The organism is Kribbella deserti, from assembly GCF_042434725.1.
Lineage (GTDB): Bacteria > Actinomycetota > Actinomycetes > Propionibacteriales > Kribbellaceae > Kribbella > Kribbella deserti.
This window is the reverse complement of record NZ_JBHLTC010000001.1, coordinates 516,616-532,546: the sequence shown is the minus strand read 5'-3', so window position 1 is coordinate 532,546 and position 15,931 is coordinate 516,616. Positions and strand designations below refer to the sequence as shown.

Genomic DNA, 15,931 nt, shown 5'->3' with positions numbered 1-15,931 from the left:
TGCGTGATCACTAGACCACTTGGTGCAGCCAGCGAACCGGTGCACCGTCGCCGGCGTAGCGGAACGGCTCGAGTTCGTCGTCCCAAGGCCGACCGAGCAAACGATCGATTTCGTCGTGCAGATCGACCTCGCCCGTTGCAGCCTTGAGCATCGCGGCTTTCAGGCGGTCCTCCGGCACCATGATGTCGCCGTGTACGCCGGTGGTCGCGTGGAAGATGCCGAGAGTCGGGGTGAACGAATAGCGCTCGCCTTCGTTACCGCCCGCTGGTTCCTCGGTCACCTCGAAGCGAAGTTTGGCCCAGCCGCGCAACGCGGACGCCAACTTCGACGCGGTTCCGGACTCGGCCTGCCAGGACAGTTCGGAGCGATAGTTGCCCTGGGCAGCTGGTTGGGGCGTCCAGTCGAGTTTGACGGGCACGCCGAGTACGCCGCCGGCCGCCCACTCGACATGTGGGCACAGCGCTGACGGCACTGTGTGGACGTAAAGCACGCCACGGGTCGTCGCCACCGGGACCTCCTGTGTTCGAGGGGCGCCTTCCCCAGCGTTCTCGAACAACTCGTGTCTCGACAGACGACAGCTAGTACATCTTGCACCACCACTACCAACGACACCAGCAACCGGGCCGTTCCCGCACATCACGGTCCGGTTGCTACCCGCGGAATGGCCCGGTCTCCGTCAGCCAGTACCCCGCCCCAAACCCACGGGCCGCGGAACCCGGCCCTGAGATCAGGTGGGCGCCGGCATCCCGAGCAGCGCCAACGCCCGACGCCTCCCTGTGAACGACCAGTCCGTTGTCCGGATTGCAGACAGACCGGACCGCGCACGGCGCATGGACGTTGCCCTAGGCATCGACCTGGCCGCACCCGAACCGCCACTGCAACAAGCGGAATCAGCCGCGAACCGGCCTACGGGAAACGCGAGGCCATGGCTACGGCGGCGCCGGCGGTGGCGAGGGTGAACAGCATCGCGATACCGGCGAAGCGGGAGGTGACCTCCTTGTCGACCTCGTCGAAGCCGACCGAAGAGCCGATGTCCTTGTAGACGTCCTCGAGCTCACCCGCGGATTCGGCCGTGTAGGCCTCTCCCCCGGTGATCTCCGCGACGCTGCGCAGCTCGGCCCGGTCCGGGGGTACGCGCTGGCGGATGCCGTCCATCTCGATGAAGCCCGAGTCGGTACCGAAGGTGATCGTGTAGACCGGGGTGTTCTTCTCCTTGGCGGCCTGCGCCCCTTCCTGGGCCGTCCGCCCGACTGTCCGCTTCCCGTCGGACAGCAGCACGATCCTGGCCGGGGCCGGGTCGTTCGGGTGGTTCGGGTCCGGCGGGACCTGGGTGAGCGCCTGCAGCGAGGTGAAGATGCCCTCGCCGGTAGCGGTCGACTCGGCCAGCTCCAGGCCGTCGATCGACCTCTGCACGGTGGCTCGGTCGGTGGTCGGCGGCACGATGATGGACGCCGTACCGGCGAAGCTGACCAGGGAGATGTTGAACTTGGTCGGCAGCTGGTTCACGAAGTTCTTCGCGGAGCGCTTCGCGGCCTCGAGCCGGTTCGGGTCGACGTCGGTGGCCATCATCGACAGCGAGACGTCGATCGCGACCACGATGGTGGCCCGCTCGCGCGGCACCTTGACCTCGTCCTTGGGTTGGGCGAACGCGACGATGCAGGACGTCGCCGCGAGCAGCGCCATCACCACCGCGACGTGCCGGCGCCACTGCGGGCGGCGCGGCGCGACCCGGTCGAGCAGGGCGATGTTGGTGAAGCGAACGGCGTACTGCGCGCGGCGGTGCTGCAGCAGCAGGTAGGCCGCGATGACGATCGGGATCAGTAGCAGGAACCAGAGCCGTCCCGGTGAGATGAACTCCATCAGCGGGCCACTCCCTTCGGCGGTTGGTGCAGGCGCTGGGCCACCCGCCGGTAGGTCAGCACAAAACGCACGGTGTCGGCCACCCAGTCCCGGTCGGTGCGGAGCACAAGATGTCCTGCTCCTACCCTACGGAGTGCGGCGCGGGTCCGTTCCCGCTGGGCCAGCGCGGCGGCGGCGTACTCCTGCCGGACGCGGCGCTTGCGGGTGTCGATCTCGCGGATGGCGCCGGTCTCGGGATCGCCGATCATGACGACACCTACGTTCGGCAGTTCCATCTCGCGCGGGTCGACGATCTCCACCGCGAGCACCTGGTGCTGGACGGTGAGCTTGCGCATGGGGCGTTCCCAGGACGGTTCGAGCCGTTGGTCGGTCTCGCCGTCGTCCGGGGTGAGGAAGTCCGACACGATGACGCGCAGACCCCGTTTCCGCTGGGTCCGGGCCATCGACTCCAGCGCACCGGCCAGATCGCTGCGGGACTGGTGCTCCCCGGTGTCCTGCTCGGCCAGCAACGCGCGCAACAGGCCGTACAACGCGAGGCGACCCGAGCGGGCCGGCCACCGGCGCAGGGCCGAGTCGCGCAGCATCAGACCGCCGAACCGGTCGCCCAGGCGGTGCGTCAGGAACCCGACGGTGGCGACGGCCGCGACGGCCAGCTCGCGCTTCTCCAACTGCGACGTACCGAAGTCCATCGAGGCCGAGAGGTCCACCAGGGCCCAGGTTTCCAGCTCGCGGTCGGCGATCAGGTCCCGCACGTGCGGCATCGTCGTCCGCGCGGTGACAGCCCAGTCCATGCGCCGTACGTCGTCGCCGACCTGGTACTCGCGGGCCTCGGCCAGTTCGGTGCCCGGGCCGGGCAGCAGGCCGAGGTGCTCGCCGTGCAGGTATCCCTCCAGGCGGCGGACGACGGTCAGCTCGAGCCGGCGCAGCGCGCGCTCCGGAGCGAGCTGCGAGATCGTCATCGCCGCCCGGGGATCGCGGGACTTGTGCGGGCTCATATCAGACGAATTCGGGCCGGCCACCGGTCTCGGCGCCATCGCGCCAGACCGGCTGGGGCGGCGGCACGGTGGCGAGAATGCGTTCGACAACGGCGCGCGGGTCGATGTTGTCGGCAACGGCGTCGAAGGTCAGGCCGAGCCGGTGACCCATCACGTCCAGCGCGACGGACTGGATGTCACTGGGCAGCAGGTAGTCGCGGCCGTGGATCAGGGCGAGCGCCCGGCCGGCCGAGACCAGGCCGAGGGTGGCGCGCGGACTGACGCCGAGCTCGATGATCGGGGCCAGGTCGGGCAGGTGGAAGTCGGCCGGGGTGCGGGTCGCCATCACCAGACGGACCGCATACTCCGCGACGAGGTTGTGCACGAAGACCTTCTCGGCCGAGCGCTGCAGCTCCATGATCGTCTCGGGCCGCAGCACCTGGCGGGACTCGGGCGGGTCGACGCTCATCCGGCGCAGGATCTCGAACTCCTCGTGCCCACGCGGATGCGGTACGTCGATCTTGACCAGGAACCGGTCGCGCTGCGCCTCGGGCAGCGGGTAGACGCCCTCGGACTCGATCGGGTTCTGCGTCGCGATCACGATGAACGGCTTCGGCATCGGGAAGGTCTGGCCGCCGATCGAGACCTGGCGCTCGGCCATCAGCTCGAGCATCGCGGACTGGACCTTGGCCGGGGCCCGGTTCACCTCGTCCGCGAGCACGAAGTTCACGAACGTCGGGCCGAGCTCGATGTCGAAGGTCTCCCGGGTCTGCCGGTAGATCCGGGTACCGACGATGTCGGACGGCACCAGGTCGGGCGTGAACTGGATCCGCGCGAACGTGCCACCGACCACCTGGGCGAAGGTCCGCACCGCCAGCGTCTTCGCGACCCCGGGCACGCCTTCGAGCAGACAGTGCCCCTTGGCCAGCAGGGACACCATCAACGACTCGACCATGTGCTCCTGGCCGACGATGACGCGCTTGACCTCGTTGATGGCTTCGCCGACCAACTGGGACTGCTGGGCCACCGACCCTGCCAGAGCCGTGGTTTCAGTCATAGAACGTCGTCCTTCCGCGGTCCATCCAGGACCGGTGCATTCGCGGGAACCTGCCGCCATTCCATCAGATGCCCGGGTCCGGTGACGACTTCTCCCACCCGCGAGCCCGTGCCGCTGGTCCCCATCCTGCCTCCTGCCGCAAACCCGACGTCGTGCCGGGCGGGCGCTGCTACCACCGATGTGGTGGGATTGTCCCGATGACCGCGACCGAGTCCCGCCCCGCCGTACCCGCGCAGGAGGTCCCGACCGCGCTGCCGCTGCAGCCGGAGGACCCACCCCGCGTCGGGGATTTCTGGCTGCGCGGACGACTGTCGGTCACCCCGGCCGGGTTCCTGTACGCCGCCCGCAACGAGGACGGCAAGCACGCGGTCGTCGCGATGATGGCCGAGGGTTCGGCCGACGACGCCGCGGCGCGCGAGCGGTTCCAGCGCGCGGTCGACCAGGTGCCGGCCGACCTGATCGTCGGGCGGAACACCGAGGACGACGACGATCTCGCGCTCTGGGCGGCGATCGGCCCGGTCGTCGCGGACAATGGCAGCAGTTCGAGCGCGGACTCCCGGGCCATCGCCGAACGGCACGGCGGCGAGATCCTGTCCGCCGTACTGATGGACCGCATTCCGCACATCGGCAAGCTGCGCGGACCCGACTTCCGGCACTACTGGGAGTCGCGGCGCCGGCCCGGCCTGTTCCGGCTGTGGCCGCTGCCCTGGCCGGCCGCCCTGAAGTCCGCCTCGTGGTTGGCGATCTTGCTGTCGCTGGTGACGATGCTGGTACTGATGCTGGCCGCGCTGCTGATCGCCTGGTTGTTGTTCAAGGACAAGCCGAACGTCGATCCCGAGCCGCTGATCCCGCCGCCGAGCAGCACGGTGACGGTCACGATCACGCCGACAACGCCGCCGCCGGCGAGTCCCTCGCCGACCGGGACCGGCAGCCCGACACCGAGCGGCAGCCCGACCACCAGCAGTTCGCCGACCCCTGGCGGTACGGAAGGCACGATCCCGACCAACGTGCCCAGCTCCGGCACCGTGCCCACCAACCCGGCCGACCGCTACTGACGCTCGCGCGCTTCGGGTTCTGCAGCCCCGCTCTGCCCTGAGCTAGGGCGCGTGGGGTTTGCGGCTTAGCGCTAGGCCGCGTCGGGTTTTGCTGCTCTGCGCTAGGCCGCGTGGGGTTTGCGGAGTACGGCGATCAGGCCGAACAGGCTGACGACCGCCCAGCTGCCCTCCAGCAGCAGAAAGCCCCAGGACTGATGCATCCCGGCCAGTACGGCGAGAATGGCCGACCCGATCAGGTTCAGCAGCTGGTAGGTCCGCGTGCGTTGCTCGAGGCGCCCGGCCTGGGAGGCGGCAAAAGCGGCCAGGATGGTCAGGGCACCGGCGATCTCGATGACGTCGACGAGCTGCATGGGACGACCCCCTCCTCAGGGGCAGGCGTCGTCTTGACCGTTCCGGGTACGGCGCCATCTCGTCCGGGACACCACCTCAACGCGGCGCCACCCCCACGATAGCAACTCGTACGCCGTTGCCGCCGCGGGGCAGCTCTCCACCCCACCTTTGCGTTCGATCGTCGGAACGAACGCAAAGGTGGGGTGGACTGGTTTACAAGGAGTTGCGGATGGCGGTGGCCTTGGTCATCCAAGAGGTGGCAGTGGCAGCAGGGATCTTCTTGCCGGACTGGGACTTGACCTCGAGGATGAAGGCATTGAGGAACACCTTGGCGGCCGGCTTGTGGCCTTGTTTCAGGGCCAGCCGGGCCAGGTCCAGCTTGAGCACGAGACTTGCCTCCAGCCACGACGGCAGGTTCTTCGCCTTGACCTCGGCGATGAGGTCCTTGATCTTCGCATCCGGTGAGGCCGGCGCCTCGACGATCTCGAGCGCGCCCGCGTCGCAGTTCGGCCCAGCCGGACGGCTCTGCGTGCGCTGGTCCTGGGTGATCGGGCAGTTCGCCACCGGCACCCGGCCGCCCAGCGGGCTCGTTGCCGCTGGCAATCGAGTGAGCCGGCCACTGTTCAGCGCCAGCGGCCCGAGCTGTGGGTCGGCAGCCGTCACCAGGTCCGAGGCAACACTCCCGCACGTCGCGTCGCGCAGAACAGAGAAACCTTCGGAGACGCCACCGAACACACCACCGATACCCGCGCACGACGTACCGGTGATCGGCAGCACCAGAGCGCTGCGGGAGACTCGCACGGTCGCCGAAGGCACCGCCGCGATGTGCGCGCCGGTGGTCGCGGTGCCGTCGGCCATCGTGACGTGAGTCAGCTTCACCAGCGTTGCCGTGGTCACCGCCAAACCGCCGCCGGTCGCTGCCGTGTTGTGGCTGAAGGTGCTGTTGACAGCGTCCGCGGCGATGGCTGAGACGCGAACGCCACCGCCGGCACCAGTGGCGGTGTTGCCGGCGACGGTGGTCCGATCGAGGCGCAGCACCTCGGACGCGACGTCGAGGCCACCGCCGTTCGCGCCCGCGTTTGCACTGACCTCGAGATCGGTGAAGTCGGCGGAGTACGACATGCCGAGCTTGAGTCCGCCGCCGTCGCCCGTCGCGGTGTTCTCGCTCAGGGCCGAACCGCTGTGCACGAAGGCCGTCGCCGCATGGGCGTACACACCGCCACCCATGCCTCCCGCGGTGTTGCCGCGGACCTCGGTCGCGTCCAGCGTCAGATCGTACGGCCCGGTGGCGTCGGTGTAGTTGAGGCCGCCGCCGTTACCCGTGGTCGAGTTGTTGCGCAGGGCACCGAGGTGGCCGCGGAACTTGCCGATAGCAACATGTACGCCGCCACCGCCGCCGGTCGACTCGTTGTCCTCGACAACCACCTGGTCGAGAGCGGTGTCCGCCACCGACCCGCCCGGCTCGACGAGTACCGGAGTGACGGACAGTCCGCCGCCCGGGCCCACGCTGCGGTTTCCGCCGATCGTCGACTGGGCGATCGACACGCTCGCCGCGCCGACCCCATCGCGTTGGGAGACCGAGAAGTAGATTCCGCCAGAGGCGTCCACCGCGGTCTGGCCGTTGCCACTCACGGTGCTCTGCGTCATCGCCAGCGTGCCGCAGTTGACGCAACGCACGCCGCCGCGGCCGTTGTTCTGAATCGTGGAGGTGTCGATCGTGATCCGATTGCCTGGAAAGCCCTGCCCGGAGCTTCCGACCCCAATCCGGGTGTTGTTCGAGATCGTGGAGCCGACGACTTCGAGCGGATACCCGTCGACGGTCGAGATGCCCGATCCGGTGTTGTCGGTGATCGTGCTGTTGACCACCCGCATCGAGCAGTTGTCACACGTCAGCACAGTGCCGGTGTTGTGATGCAGCGAGCTGTCCGTGATCGCCACCCGGTACGGCGTCACGCCGTGGTCGAAGCTGGACCAGACCACGCTGCCCCCCGGCGAGAGCACGTTGCGGATCTCGACCGAGGTGAGCGCGAGTTCGCTCTCCGACCGGATCGCGGCACCCTCCAGGCCGGTCGCGGTGGTGTTCGGCCCGCCGTCGATGGTCAGGTCGATCAGTTCGAGCCGGCCGTCGTGATCGGAGCTATCGATGATCGCCGTCGCATCGCAGCTCTGCTCGATGACGGAGTCGTTGCCATCGACAACCAAGGTGTGATTGTCGGAATGAACGAGCGGCCCGGTGGCGCACTCGTCCAGCGTGTAGAGACCGGCCAGGGCCAGCACGATGGTGTCGTCGGCGCCGTTGGCGCCGGCGATCGTGAAGGCCTCACGCAGCGAGGTGAGTCCGTCACCGCCGTTCACGACATCGGCCGTCGTGGTCACGGTTATCGTCGCCGCGGAGGCCGGCAACGGCGCCGCCACCAGCCCTGCTCCGATCAGACCGGCCAGCACGGCCGCACGTACACATGACGCGGTAGAGCTCAGCATGTTTCCCCCCACAGGAACCCGAGAGGACTAGAATTGCCTACCGCCTCGGACCTGGCAAGGCTTGGTCTCCGGGCCGGGCCACTCGCCGGTGATCAGCCCCGGCCTACGTCGCCCGGCAACCGAACTCGTGCGGCTATTCCGTGCTGAGTAGGCCCTGGTCGGTGAGCTCGCGCCACAGATCGGGTGGTACCGGCTGGCGCACCAACGCCGCGTCGGCCCGGATCTCCGCCGGACTCGCCGCTCCGACCAGGATCGAGGTGACGCCGGGATGGCGCAGTGGGAAGGCTAGCGCGGCCTGCGGTAGGGAAACGGCGTACCGCTCGCAGACGGCCGCGATCCGCCGGCTTCGAATGAGGAGGTCCTGCCCGGCCGAGGCGTCAGCCTGTCCCGACAACAGGCCCGAACCGAACACTCCACCAGCGATCACGGCGACACCACGTTCGCGACACAGATGCACCAATGGCGCCGCCGACTGGTCGAGCAGCGTGTACCGCCCGGACAGCAGTACGGCGTCCAGGTCGGTCTCGCGTACCAGCGGAGCCACCTCGTCGGGTCTGCTCGTCACCACGCCGAAGGCCTTGATCGCGCCTTGGTCGCGGAGTTCGCGCAGCACCGGGTAGACCTTCTCCCAGCACGCCTCGTGCTCGTCCACAACGACCAGGTCGACCGCCTCCAGCGCGAACCGGTCGAGGCTTTCCGCGAGCGAACGCAACACGCCGTCGGCCGAGTAGTCGTACTGCAGTCTCCCGTCGACGACGAGTTCGGCTGCACCGAGGCCGTGGCGTGGTGCCGTGGCGAAAAAGCGGATACCCGCGCCGTACGCCGAATCGACCGTGGCGCGGGCGAGTACGTCTCCCTCGGGCTCGGGCAGTTGCCCGATCGGGCCCCCGCCGAAGCCGTAACGCGGCGGCCGGAAGCGCAACCACGAGCCACCCGTGGCGGTGGCTCGTGGGCCGGGCGGCCGGCCGGTTGCGGTCACCGGTCTCCTCCCCTGGTCGGGTCTGCGTCCCTTCCAGCATCAGGGAGGAGAGCGGGTACCGCATCTCGAACTACCTACCGGACGTGTACAAAGCGTTGACTTCTGCGGGCGTCAGGGCCCGATCAAACAGATGAACTTGATCGACTGTGCCGTCGAGTTCAGTTTCACCCAGGCGGATGCGTGTAGTTGCCTCCTGTGTTGAGCAGGTTGGCGCCGGTGTCGATGAATTGGCCGTTGCCGTTGAGCGCGACGCCGTTGCCGTTCTTGCCAGGCGGCGGAGGCGGCACGTTCGTACCGCTGCCGTCGGCCGAGCCGATGATGGCCTGGTTGACCGCACGGACCTGCGGCACGTCCATCTTGGTGACCTGACGGTCGTAGCTGAAGAAGCCGTTGAGTTCACCCTCGACGTCGGTGATCTGCGTCTAGACCGACGCGCTGATGCCGCACGTGTTGGCCGAGCGGATCACGTCACGCTGGTTCTCGACGTACCGGCGGGTGAGCGGCGCCTTGTCCGGCGTCATCTCGTAGGCGAAGCCGTCACCGAACCACATGTGGTCAGGCGTTTTCAGGCCGAATCCGCCGTGCTCACCGTCGACCGCGACCCGGTTCTCGTCCGGCGAAGGCGTTGCCGGGCCGAGGTAGGCGTGGTGGTCGACCATGTCGCCGCGGCCGGAATCGCCCTTGGAGTTGCAGCAATTGACGCCGGAATGCGCATTGACCAGACGGGACGGGTCCTGCGCCTTCACGGCGTCGGCGATCTGCCCGGTCTCCTCGCGGTTCCACTCGCCCCAGCCCTCGTTGAACGGGACCCACGCGGTGATCGAGGTGAAGCCCTTGTGCTCTTCGATCATCTCGCGCAACTCGGCCTTGAACTGCGCGCGCCACGGTTCCGGCATCGCGTCGGTCTTCGACGACGGCATGTCCTGCCAGACCATCAGCCCGAGCTTGTCGGCCCAGTAGAACCAGCGATCCGGCTCCACCTTGATGTGCTTGCGAACCGTGTTGAAGCCGAGCGCCTTGTGCTGCTCGAGGTCGAACCGCAACGCCTCGTCGGTTGGTGCCGTGTTCAGTCCGTCCGGCCAGAACCCCTGATCCAGCGTGGAAAGGTTGACAGGATCTTGCCGTTCAGCGTGAGCCGAAGCTTGCCGTCGGCCCCTTTCGCCTTACCGACCGAGCGCATACCGAAGTACGAGCCGACCTGGTCGACGGCCTTGCCGTTGTCGATCACCCGCACCTTCAACGTGTAGAGGAAAGGGTTGCCGGGCGACCAGAGCTTCGGATTCGGGACCGGCAGGCTGAGTTGGGTGTTGGCCTTGCCCCGCACCTTGCCGATCGCCTTGGTTCCGTCGTACGCCGTAGCCTCGACGTCAACGCCGGCCGGACCGTCCGTGTCCGCGGTCAGCCGAAGCGCCTGCCCGGGCACGTCGGGAGTGAGCTGCAGGCGTTCGATCGAGGCGGTGGCGAGAGCGGTCGCGGCCAGGGCTCCGGCAGCGGCCAGCGCGGTGACGCGCGAGCGCCACGGTCGGGTCGATCGCTTCATGGCACGTTCCTTCATCTGGGCGGAAAGCGTCAGCCGAAGCCCCAGCGCCCTCACGCCGTACGGCCCGCGCGGCCCACGCCGTATCACCGGCACAAGCCACACGGGCCACCCCAACTGCGGGATCAACTCCCCCACAGACCGGCTAAACCGGCAGCACGCAAACCGGCATCGGCGTCGCAGAAGTCGGGCCCGGCGTCAACAACCCCGTCTGCGCATCAACCTGGAACGACGCGATCCCGTTCGACCGCTGGTTCGCGACGAAGAGCAGCTTGCCCGTCGGGTCGAAGGCGAGATGCCGGGGCCAGTTGCCACCACACGAAGGCGTGGCGATACGCCGCAACGACGCTCCCTCGTTCTCCACCGCGAAGATCGCGACACTGTTGTGCCCGCGGTTGGTCAAGTACACGAACCGCCCGTCCGGCGACACGATCACCTCAGCCGGATAGTTCGTCGTACCAGCCGGAGCCGTCGGCTGGACCGCGCCCGGCGTGAGCCTGCCCGTGGTGCCGTCGTAGGCACAGACCACGATCGTGCTGTCGAGCTCGTTCGCCACATAGCCGAACCGCCCGCCCGGGTGGAACGCCATATGCCGGGGCCCAGCGCCATCCGCGAACCCCGCCTGCGACTTCAGCGAAAGCCGGCCGGTGGTGCTCAGCGTGTAGGTGTAGACCGAGTCGGTACCGAGATCGACCGCGAGCACGAACTTGCCGGCCGGATCGGCCAGCACCTGATGGGCGTGCGGCTCGCTGCCGGCGTGCTTCACCAGGTGGGTACGACTCCCCAGGCTGCCGTCGCTGCGCACCGGATGAACCGCGACATCTCCGGAGCTGTAGTTGGCGCTCAGCAGGAACTTGCCGCCAGCAACCAACGCCAGGTGGCAAGGCGCGGATCCACCCGTGGACTGGCGGTTCAGCACGCGCAGCCTGCCGGAGGTCTCGATCGCGATGGCCGTCACGCCGCCGCTCGTCTGCTCGTTCACCGCGTAGAGGAAGCGGCCGTTCCGGATCACGAACGACGGATCCGCCACACCCGTAAGCGATCCGGTCGAGGTGATCGCCCCGGTGGTGGTGTCGTAACTGGCGAGACCAAGCCCGCTGCCACCACCGGACTGCGACGTGTACGTCCCGACGTACATCGTCGAAGTGGCGCGATGACCAGCCCGCGCGATCTCAGCGTGGGTGAGACCGGCCGCGGCGGCGGCAGCGGTCAGACCAAGGAAACGACGGCGGCTCGTGACCATGGAAATCCTCCGAGTTGTGATCGTCCGACCACACACAGTGGCTTAGACGATCACAAATCGCAAGAGATACAACTGAGGTTGCATATCACGCAGCGATTGGTACCCGGAACCACGCGGGATCGCTCGCGGGCGAGGTGAACGTGACCGAGCTGCCGACCTTGCTCAAACCTCGATACCGCGGGTCGACCGTATCGAGCACAAGCACCAGCCGATGCCCAGCCGGAACCTCCCAGCTCGTGGCCTCCAGCCGGAAGTCGATCGTCTTCGGCTGACCGGGAACGGCGTCCACCAGGCCGTACGGCTTGTGCGCCATCAACGACCCGAAGCCGAGGGCGTCCACGTCATACAGATAGGCGAACAACGTGGTGTCGGCCGCGCTCGGCGTCACCGTGACATGGACCTGCGGCGAGCCGTTCACCACCGTCTTCGACGAGTACGTCGGCCCGGCCCAAACCCCTGCGAAACTGCGATCGACCAGCGGTGTCGCGACGCCCGTCGGGATCGACAACAACCCCTGCAAAGCCCCAGAAACAAGGACGATCCCGCTGTCCGCCACGGTTGGAACACCCGCGCCGATCCGGTTCGACCAACCGCTCACGGGCGCCCCGGCCAACCCGCCCGTGCGGCTCAACCCGGCCGGCTTCGTCAGGTACGACGTACGCGGGGTGCCGACGCTCGCCCAGTCGGGATAGCCGCGCCACGTTCCACGCTGGGACTTCAGCTGTACGGGCGGTTTCGCGTCGGCGCCGTTGGCCGCGCCGGTGAGGTGATGCCGCAGCCAGCCGGCCAGCTCGTCCCACGTCTCGTTCGGCAGGCCGATCGCGCCGGTCACCTCGGGGGTCGCGTGGTCGCCGTGGGCGAAATGCAACCGCTTCGGCACCGTCAGGCGAGTGAAGAAGTCGGTGTACTGCGTGGGCGGGAAGATCGAGTCCTCGAAGGCGTTCGCGAGGAACACCGCGGTGCCGTTCGCGTTGATCTTGTCCACCATCGTCGAGGCGGAACGGATCGGCGCGATGGCCTTGGCCTCCGCGATCGCGGCATCGATCTGGCCGGTGACGAATTTCTTTTGCAGTGAAGCCATTTCCGGTCCCGGCCGGCCCGTGATGTTGCCCAGCGCAAGCAACGCCGCGACCGCCTGGAAGTTCACCGTGTCGTGGGGATTCAGCGAGGCGATCAGATCGGCCCAGCCGCTCAACGCGCCGACGGCCTTGATCCGAGGATCACGCGCGGCGGCCAGCAGCGAGGCGCCCGCGCCGTACGAGATGCCGACCGCGGCGACGCGCGTGGTGTCCGCCGGAGTGTTGGTATCGGCCCAGTCGATGACGGCACTGACGTCCGCGATGGTCGGTGGCCCGGCGATGTCGATACCGCCTGCGGAGTCCCAAAAGCCGCGGCTGGAATACGAGATGACCTGGAATCCCGCCTTCGCGAGCTTGGCGCCCTGGCCGACGTACTCGACGTTCGGAACGCCCCAGCTCGACGGCATCACCACCAGCGGGAACGGACCGCTGCCCTGCCCGGTCGGCGTCAGCACCACCGCGCCGATCGCCGTACCGCTCCAGCCGGGAATGCGCTCGTACTGCACGGCGAAGCCCGCCGCCTGAGTGCGCGCGGTTGCGGGAGGCGCAACGCCGACGGAGGTGAGGACCAGCAGTAGAACGACGAGAACCCTGCGCATGGACAACCTCCGGCCGACGGGACCGCCTGAGCGATTACCGCAGAGTAGCCAGGGGGTTACCCGACTGTCACTAGTTCATTACCCATGAGTTCTACTGGCGGGTCATTCGGGCGGCCGGGTGCATAGGTCTCGATCAGGACGTCGGCAGATCGATCTCTGTGGCCTCGGCGGACCAGGACCACAGCCGGCGAGCCAGTTCAGGATCGCGAGCGGCCCGGGACGCCTGGACCACCTTGGGCTTGCCGCGCCACTCCATCAGGCGTGGGCCGATGAGTGAGCCCGGGGCGAGATCGCGCTTGGTGGCGGCGTACAGACTCGGCCAGGCGCCAGCCGCGGCTGACTGGGCTACGAGCCGGGTGCCGAGGCTGAGCACTCGGGCCTCGAGGTTGGCGCCGCCAAGGCGTGGACCGGACGACTGCAGCTCGGTCGCGGCGAAGCCGGGGTGAGCGCCGACGCTGGTCAACTGATCGCCGGCCCGCCGGTTCAGCTCGTACATGAACAGGAGGTTCGCCAGCTTGGACTTGCCGTAGGCGTCCCAGCGGCCGTAAGGCCCTTCGCCGCGTAGATCGCCCTCACTGATCCTCGGCACGGTCCGATGCATGAACGAGGTAACCGTCACCACTCGCGGCCCGGGCGCCTTAACCAGCAACGGCATCAGTCGCAGCGTGAGCGCGAAATGCCCGAGGTGGTTCGTACCAACCTGCAATTCGAACCCGTCGGCGGTCCGGCGCAGAGGCGTGGCCATGACGCCTGCGTTGTTGATCAGCAGGTCGAGCTGCTCGTACGACGCAATGGCCTTCTCGGCGGCAGCACGAACACTAGTGAGGTCTGCCAGGTCGAGATCCAGTACGTCCGGCTGGCGGCCGGTCTCGCTGCTGAGGCGTCGAGCGGCCTCAGCGACCCGATCGGGGTTGCGCCCGGCGATGACCACTTCAGCGCCCTTACGCAACAGGGCGAGTGCGGTCTGGTAGCCCAACCCACTCGTGGCGCCCGTGACCAGGGCACGCCGTCCGGTCAGATCCGGTATCAGCCCAACGCTCCACCTCATGCCCGTCAGCCTATCCACAGACGTTCGAAAGGCCCGCGCCGAGCGGCACGGGCCCTTCGTCGTACAGGTGACTACAGGATCTTGCGGGCCTTGAAGGCGGTGGTCACCTTCTCGGCGGCCGCCTTGCCATAGAGCAGGCGGGCGGACTGCACGGTGACGCGGGCGGCGTCAGCCATCGAAGTGTCCGGGGCGTAGAAGAACGTGCCCTGGAGGATCACCTTGTTGGCCTTGTCGCGGCCGAGTGCGCCGTGGATATCCCACAACGCGTGCGACCAGATCTCACCGTCGGCGTGTACCTGGCCGACCAGGTCGTCCATGGTCTTGCCGGTGTCGGTACGGCGCAGGCAGTGCGGCTCCTCGGTCGTGTACGAGGTGGCGTCCCAGTCCATGACGCACGGCAGGTCGAACCCGCGGCTGACCGGCACGGACATCGTCACGGCCCAGTAGTCGCCGAAGCCCTCGCCCATCGCTCCGGCCTGTAGCGACTCGCCGTACCCGGGCACGATGTCGTCCTGGATGGCGTGGCCGTACTCGTGCCAGATGACCTCCGCGTCCTCGGCGTCGTCGACACCGCCCGAGCCCATCGTGATGGTGTCGGTGGACGGGTCGTAGAACGAGTTGTCGCCGGTGAACGTGTTGATCTCGAAGTCCTGGGACGCGTTGTTCACCTCGGTAAAGCCGAGCTTGTGGATGTACTCCTGGGTCTGGTTGACGTGGTAGTACGCCATTACCTGCTCGAAGCGGTCGTCGTCGCGCTCGTACAGGAACCGGTGGTTCGCGCTCTGGGCGACGCCACCCTCGGCGGCGACGATGCGCACATACTTGCCCTCGAGCTTGCCGTTGCCGTCGAGGTTGCGCAGGATCACGGCCTTGTGGGCGGGGAAGAGCTCGTCGGTGCTCGCGTCGTCGGCGTCCTGCAGCTTGCCGTTGCGCTCGCTCACGACCGGGTTCGGGTCGAACACAACGCCACGGCCATCGGCGTTGCGGGTGATCACCTTGGACTCGACCGTCGCGCCGGACTTGGCGTCGACCAGCGTGCGGGTCACGCCCTCGACCGAGCGGGACGTGACGTTCCAGACCAGGCGGGCGTCCTTACCGCCAACCACGGCGAGCTGGGCGGTGCCGTTTGTGGCGGTCGGGACAAGCGTGGCGTTCTTGCCGCCGTTGCCGCGGCTACGGGCGGCCCGAGCGGCTACGGCCGCATTAGCCGTCTTGGTGGCGGTAGCGGCCGGAACCTTCGCGGTGGTCGACAAGTTGCTCGGGATGGCGTCGCGGCCGTCCTTGATCGAAGTGACCTTGCCGGCCTTGTCGACGTGCCGGGCGAGATAGCCGCCGATCACGGGCAAGCCGTTGTAGGTCTGCTGGTACCAGTAGTGCTTGCCAAGCAGAGAAGTCTTGGTCCGGATCAGCTCCAGTGCCTGACCGGTGTTCGCGGTTGCCGAGGTCTCCTGACCCGCCGATGCCGCCCCCGCGGCGCTGGTCAGGGACAACCCCAGGCTGACGACAACGAAGCCGGCTGAGGCGGCCGCGATCGCCTTACGGCGATACACGCTCTTCGCCATGCTCTTTCCCTCCAAAAGATTGACGAACGTGTCCGTATGACTACGAACCGTTCGGACCCTAGTTCGCCAAGCACCTCCGGGGGAAGCAAGATCTGTTGCCAATTTCCGACGGTTACACGTCGGCAAG

Annotated in this window: 15 protein-coding genes and 1 riboswitch; of the genes, 1 reads left to right on the top strand and 14 read right to left on the bottom strand. The window is 67.9% G+C overall.

The annotated features are described in order from the left end of the window. Nucleotides 1-10: 10 nt before the first annotated feature. The 4 genes from ACFFGN_RS02530 to ACFFGN_RS02515 all read right to left on the bottom strand — a co-directional run bounded on the left by ACFFGN_RS02530 (nucleotide 11) and on the right by ACFFGN_RS02515 (nucleotide 3,891). Nucleotides 11-508 (bottom strand): DUF3145 domain-containing protein, encoded by a 498-nt coding sequence (locus ACFFGN_RS02530; RefSeq protein WP_380043597.1) that lies wholly within the window; start codon nucleotides 506-508, stop codon nucleotides 11-13. Nucleotides 509-906: 398 nt separating this feature from the next. Then, nucleotides 907-1,860: a VWA domain-containing protein gene (locus ACFFGN_RS02525; RefSeq protein ID WP_380043596.1), complete on the bottom strand. Its 954-nt coding sequence runs from the start codon at nucleotides 1,858-1,860 to the stop codon at nucleotides 907-909. After that, a complete protein-coding gene (locus tag ACFFGN_RS02520; RefSeq protein WP_380043595.1) occupies nucleotides 1,860-2,855 on the bottom strand; it encodes a DUF58 domain-containing protein in 996 nt (331 codons plus the stop codon). Before ACFFGN_RS02520 ends, ACFFGN_RS02525 begins: the two co-directional genes overlap by 1 nt. A gap of 1 nt (nucleotide 2,856) precedes the next feature. Continuing rightward, nucleotides 2,857-3,891, bottom strand: a complete 1,035-nt coding sequence (locus ACFFGN_RS02515) for an AAA family ATPase (RefSeq protein WP_380043594.1) — start codon at nucleotides 3,889-3,891, stop codon at nucleotides 2,857-2,859. A gap of 197 nt (nucleotides 3,892-4,088) precedes the next feature. Here ACFFGN_RS02515 and ACFFGN_RS02510 point away from each other — a divergent pair, with 197 nt between their 5' ends. Then, entirely contained in the window at nucleotides 4,089-4,946 is an 858-nt protein-coding gene (locus tag ACFFGN_RS02510; RefSeq protein ID WP_380043593.1) for a hypothetical protein, read from the top strand. A gap of 101 nt (nucleotides 4,947-5,047) precedes the next feature. Here ACFFGN_RS02510 and ACFFGN_RS02505 read toward each other — a convergent pair whose 3' ends face one another. The 10 genes from ACFFGN_RS02505 to ACFFGN_RS02460 all read right to left on the bottom strand — a co-directional run bounded on the left by ACFFGN_RS02505 (nucleotide 5,048) and on the right by ACFFGN_RS02460 (nucleotide 15,804). Beyond that, nucleotides 5,048-5,296: a CBU_0592 family membrane protein gene (locus ACFFGN_RS02505; RefSeq protein ID WP_380043592.1), complete on the bottom strand. Its 249-nt coding sequence runs from the start codon at nucleotides 5,294-5,296 to the stop codon at nucleotides 5,048-5,050. Between the two features lie 22 nt (nucleotides 5,297-5,318). Next, a riboswitch (guanidine-III (ykkC-III) riboswitch) is annotated at nucleotides 5,319-5,387 on the bottom strand. A gap of 102 nt (nucleotides 5,388-5,489) precedes the next feature. Beyond that, a complete protein-coding gene (locus ACFFGN_RS02500; RefSeq protein WP_380043591.1) occupies nucleotides 5,490-7,757 on the bottom strand; it encodes a right-handed parallel beta-helix repeat-containing protein in 2,268 nt (755 codons plus the stop codon). Nucleotides 7,758-7,890: 133 nt separating this feature from the next. Continuing rightward, a complete protein-coding gene (locus tag ACFFGN_RS02495) occupies nucleotides 7,891-8,736 on the bottom strand; it encodes an aldo/keto reductase (protein ID WP_380043590.1) in 846 nt (281 codons plus the stop codon). A 164-nt stretch (nucleotides 8,737-8,900) separates the two neighbouring features. Further along, nucleotides 8,901-9,092 carry a hypothetical protein gene (locus ACFFGN_RS02490; RefSeq protein WP_380043589.1) on the bottom strand — a complete coding sequence of 64 codons (192 nt, stop codon included), beginning with the start codon at nucleotides 9,090-9,092 and terminating at the stop codon, nucleotides 8,901-8,903. 66 nt (nucleotides 9,093-9,158) lie between these two features. Beyond that, nucleotides 9,159-9,779 (bottom strand): hypothetical protein, encoded by a 621-nt coding sequence (locus tag ACFFGN_RS02485; protein WP_380043588.1) that lies wholly within the window; start codon nucleotides 9,777-9,779, stop codon nucleotides 9,159-9,161. A 23-nt stretch (nucleotides 9,780-9,802) separates the two neighbouring features. Continuing rightward, nucleotides 9,803-10,276, bottom strand: coding sequence for a hypothetical protein (locus tag ACFFGN_RS02480; protein WP_380043587.1), 474 nt, complete (start codon nucleotides 10,274-10,276; stop codon nucleotides 9,803-9,805). Nucleotides 10,277-10,418: 142 nt separating this feature from the next. After that, nucleotides 10,419-11,516, bottom strand: coding sequence for a lactonase family protein (locus ACFFGN_RS02475; protein WP_380043586.1), 1,098 nt, complete (start codon nucleotides 11,514-11,516; stop codon nucleotides 10,419-10,421). Nucleotides 11,517-11,601: 85 nt separating this feature from the next. Further along, the gene (locus ACFFGN_RS02470) at nucleotides 11,602-13,194 is read right to left on the bottom strand and encodes a CocE/NonD family hydrolase (RefSeq protein WP_380043585.1); all 1,593 of its coding nucleotides are present in this window, start codon (nucleotides 13,192-13,194) and stop codon (nucleotides 11,602-11,604) included. A 133-nt stretch (nucleotides 13,195-13,327) separates the two neighbouring features. Further along, the gene (locus tag ACFFGN_RS02465) at nucleotides 13,328-14,242 is read right to left on the bottom strand and encodes an oxidoreductase (RefSeq protein WP_380043584.1); all 915 of its coding nucleotides are present in this window, start codon (nucleotides 14,240-14,242) and stop codon (nucleotides 13,328-13,330) included. Between the two features lie 71 nt (nucleotides 14,243-14,313). After that, complete coding sequence (locus ACFFGN_RS02460; RefSeq protein WP_380043583.1) at nucleotides 14,314-15,804, bottom strand: M36 family metallopeptidase; 1,491 nt, start codon at nucleotides 15,802-15,804, stop codon at nucleotides 14,314-14,316. Between the last annotated feature and the right edge of the window lie 127 nt (nucleotides 15,805-15,931).

What these genes read in the sequence shown, in the direction of transcription:
- ACFFGN_RS02525 (WP_380043596.1), bottom strand. Translation starts at nt 1,860, where the DNA reads ATGGAGTTCATCTCACCGGGACGGCTCTGGTTCCTGCTACTGATCCCG.
- ACFFGN_RS02515 (WP_380043594.1), bottom strand. Translation starts at nt 3,891, where the DNA reads ATGACTGAAACCACGGCTCTGGCAGGGTCGGTGGCCCAGCAGTCCCAG.
- ACFFGN_RS02460 (WP_380043583.1), bottom strand. Translation starts at nt 15,804, where the DNA reads ATGGCGAAGAGCGTGTATCGCCGTAAGGCGATCGCGGCCGCCTCAGCC.
- ACFFGN_RS02520 (WP_380043595.1), bottom strand. Translation starts at nt 2,855, where the DNA reads ATGAGCCCGCACAAGTCCCGCGATCCCCGGGCGGCGATGACGATCTCG.
- ACFFGN_RS02475 (WP_380043586.1), bottom strand. Translation starts at nt 11,516, where the DNA reads ATGGTCACGAGCCGCCGTCGTTTCCTTGGTCTGACCGCTGCCGCCGCC.
- ACFFGN_RS02500 (WP_380043591.1), bottom strand. Translation starts at nt 7,757, where the DNA reads ATGCTGAGCTCTACCGCGTCATGTGTACGTGCGGCCGTGCTGGCCGGT.
- ACFFGN_RS02465 (WP_380043584.1), bottom strand. Translation starts at nt 14,242, where the DNA reads ATGAGGTGGAGCGTTGGGCTGATACCGGATCTGACCGGACGGCGTGCC.
- ACFFGN_RS02480 (WP_380043587.1), bottom strand. Translation starts at nt 10,276, where the DNA reads ATGAAGCGATCGACCCGACCGTGGCGCTCGCGCGTCACCGCGCTGGCC.
- ACFFGN_RS02505 (WP_380043592.1), bottom strand. Translation starts at nt 5,296, where the DNA reads ATGCAGCTCGTCGACGTCATCGAGATCGCCGGTGCCCTGACCATCCTG.
- ACFFGN_RS02510 (WP_380043593.1), top strand. Translation starts at nt 4,089, where the DNA reads ATGACCGCGACCGAGTCCCGCCCCGCCGTACCCGCGCAGGAGGTCCCG.
- ACFFGN_RS02490 (WP_380043589.1), bottom strand. Translation starts at nt 9,092, where the DNA reads ATGGACGTGCCGCAGGTCCGTGCGGTCAACCAGGCCATCATCGGCTCG.
- ACFFGN_RS02470 (WP_380043585.1), bottom strand. Translation starts at nt 13,194, where the DNA reads ATGCGCAGGGTTCTCGTCGTTCTACTGCTGGTCCTCACCTCCGTCGGC.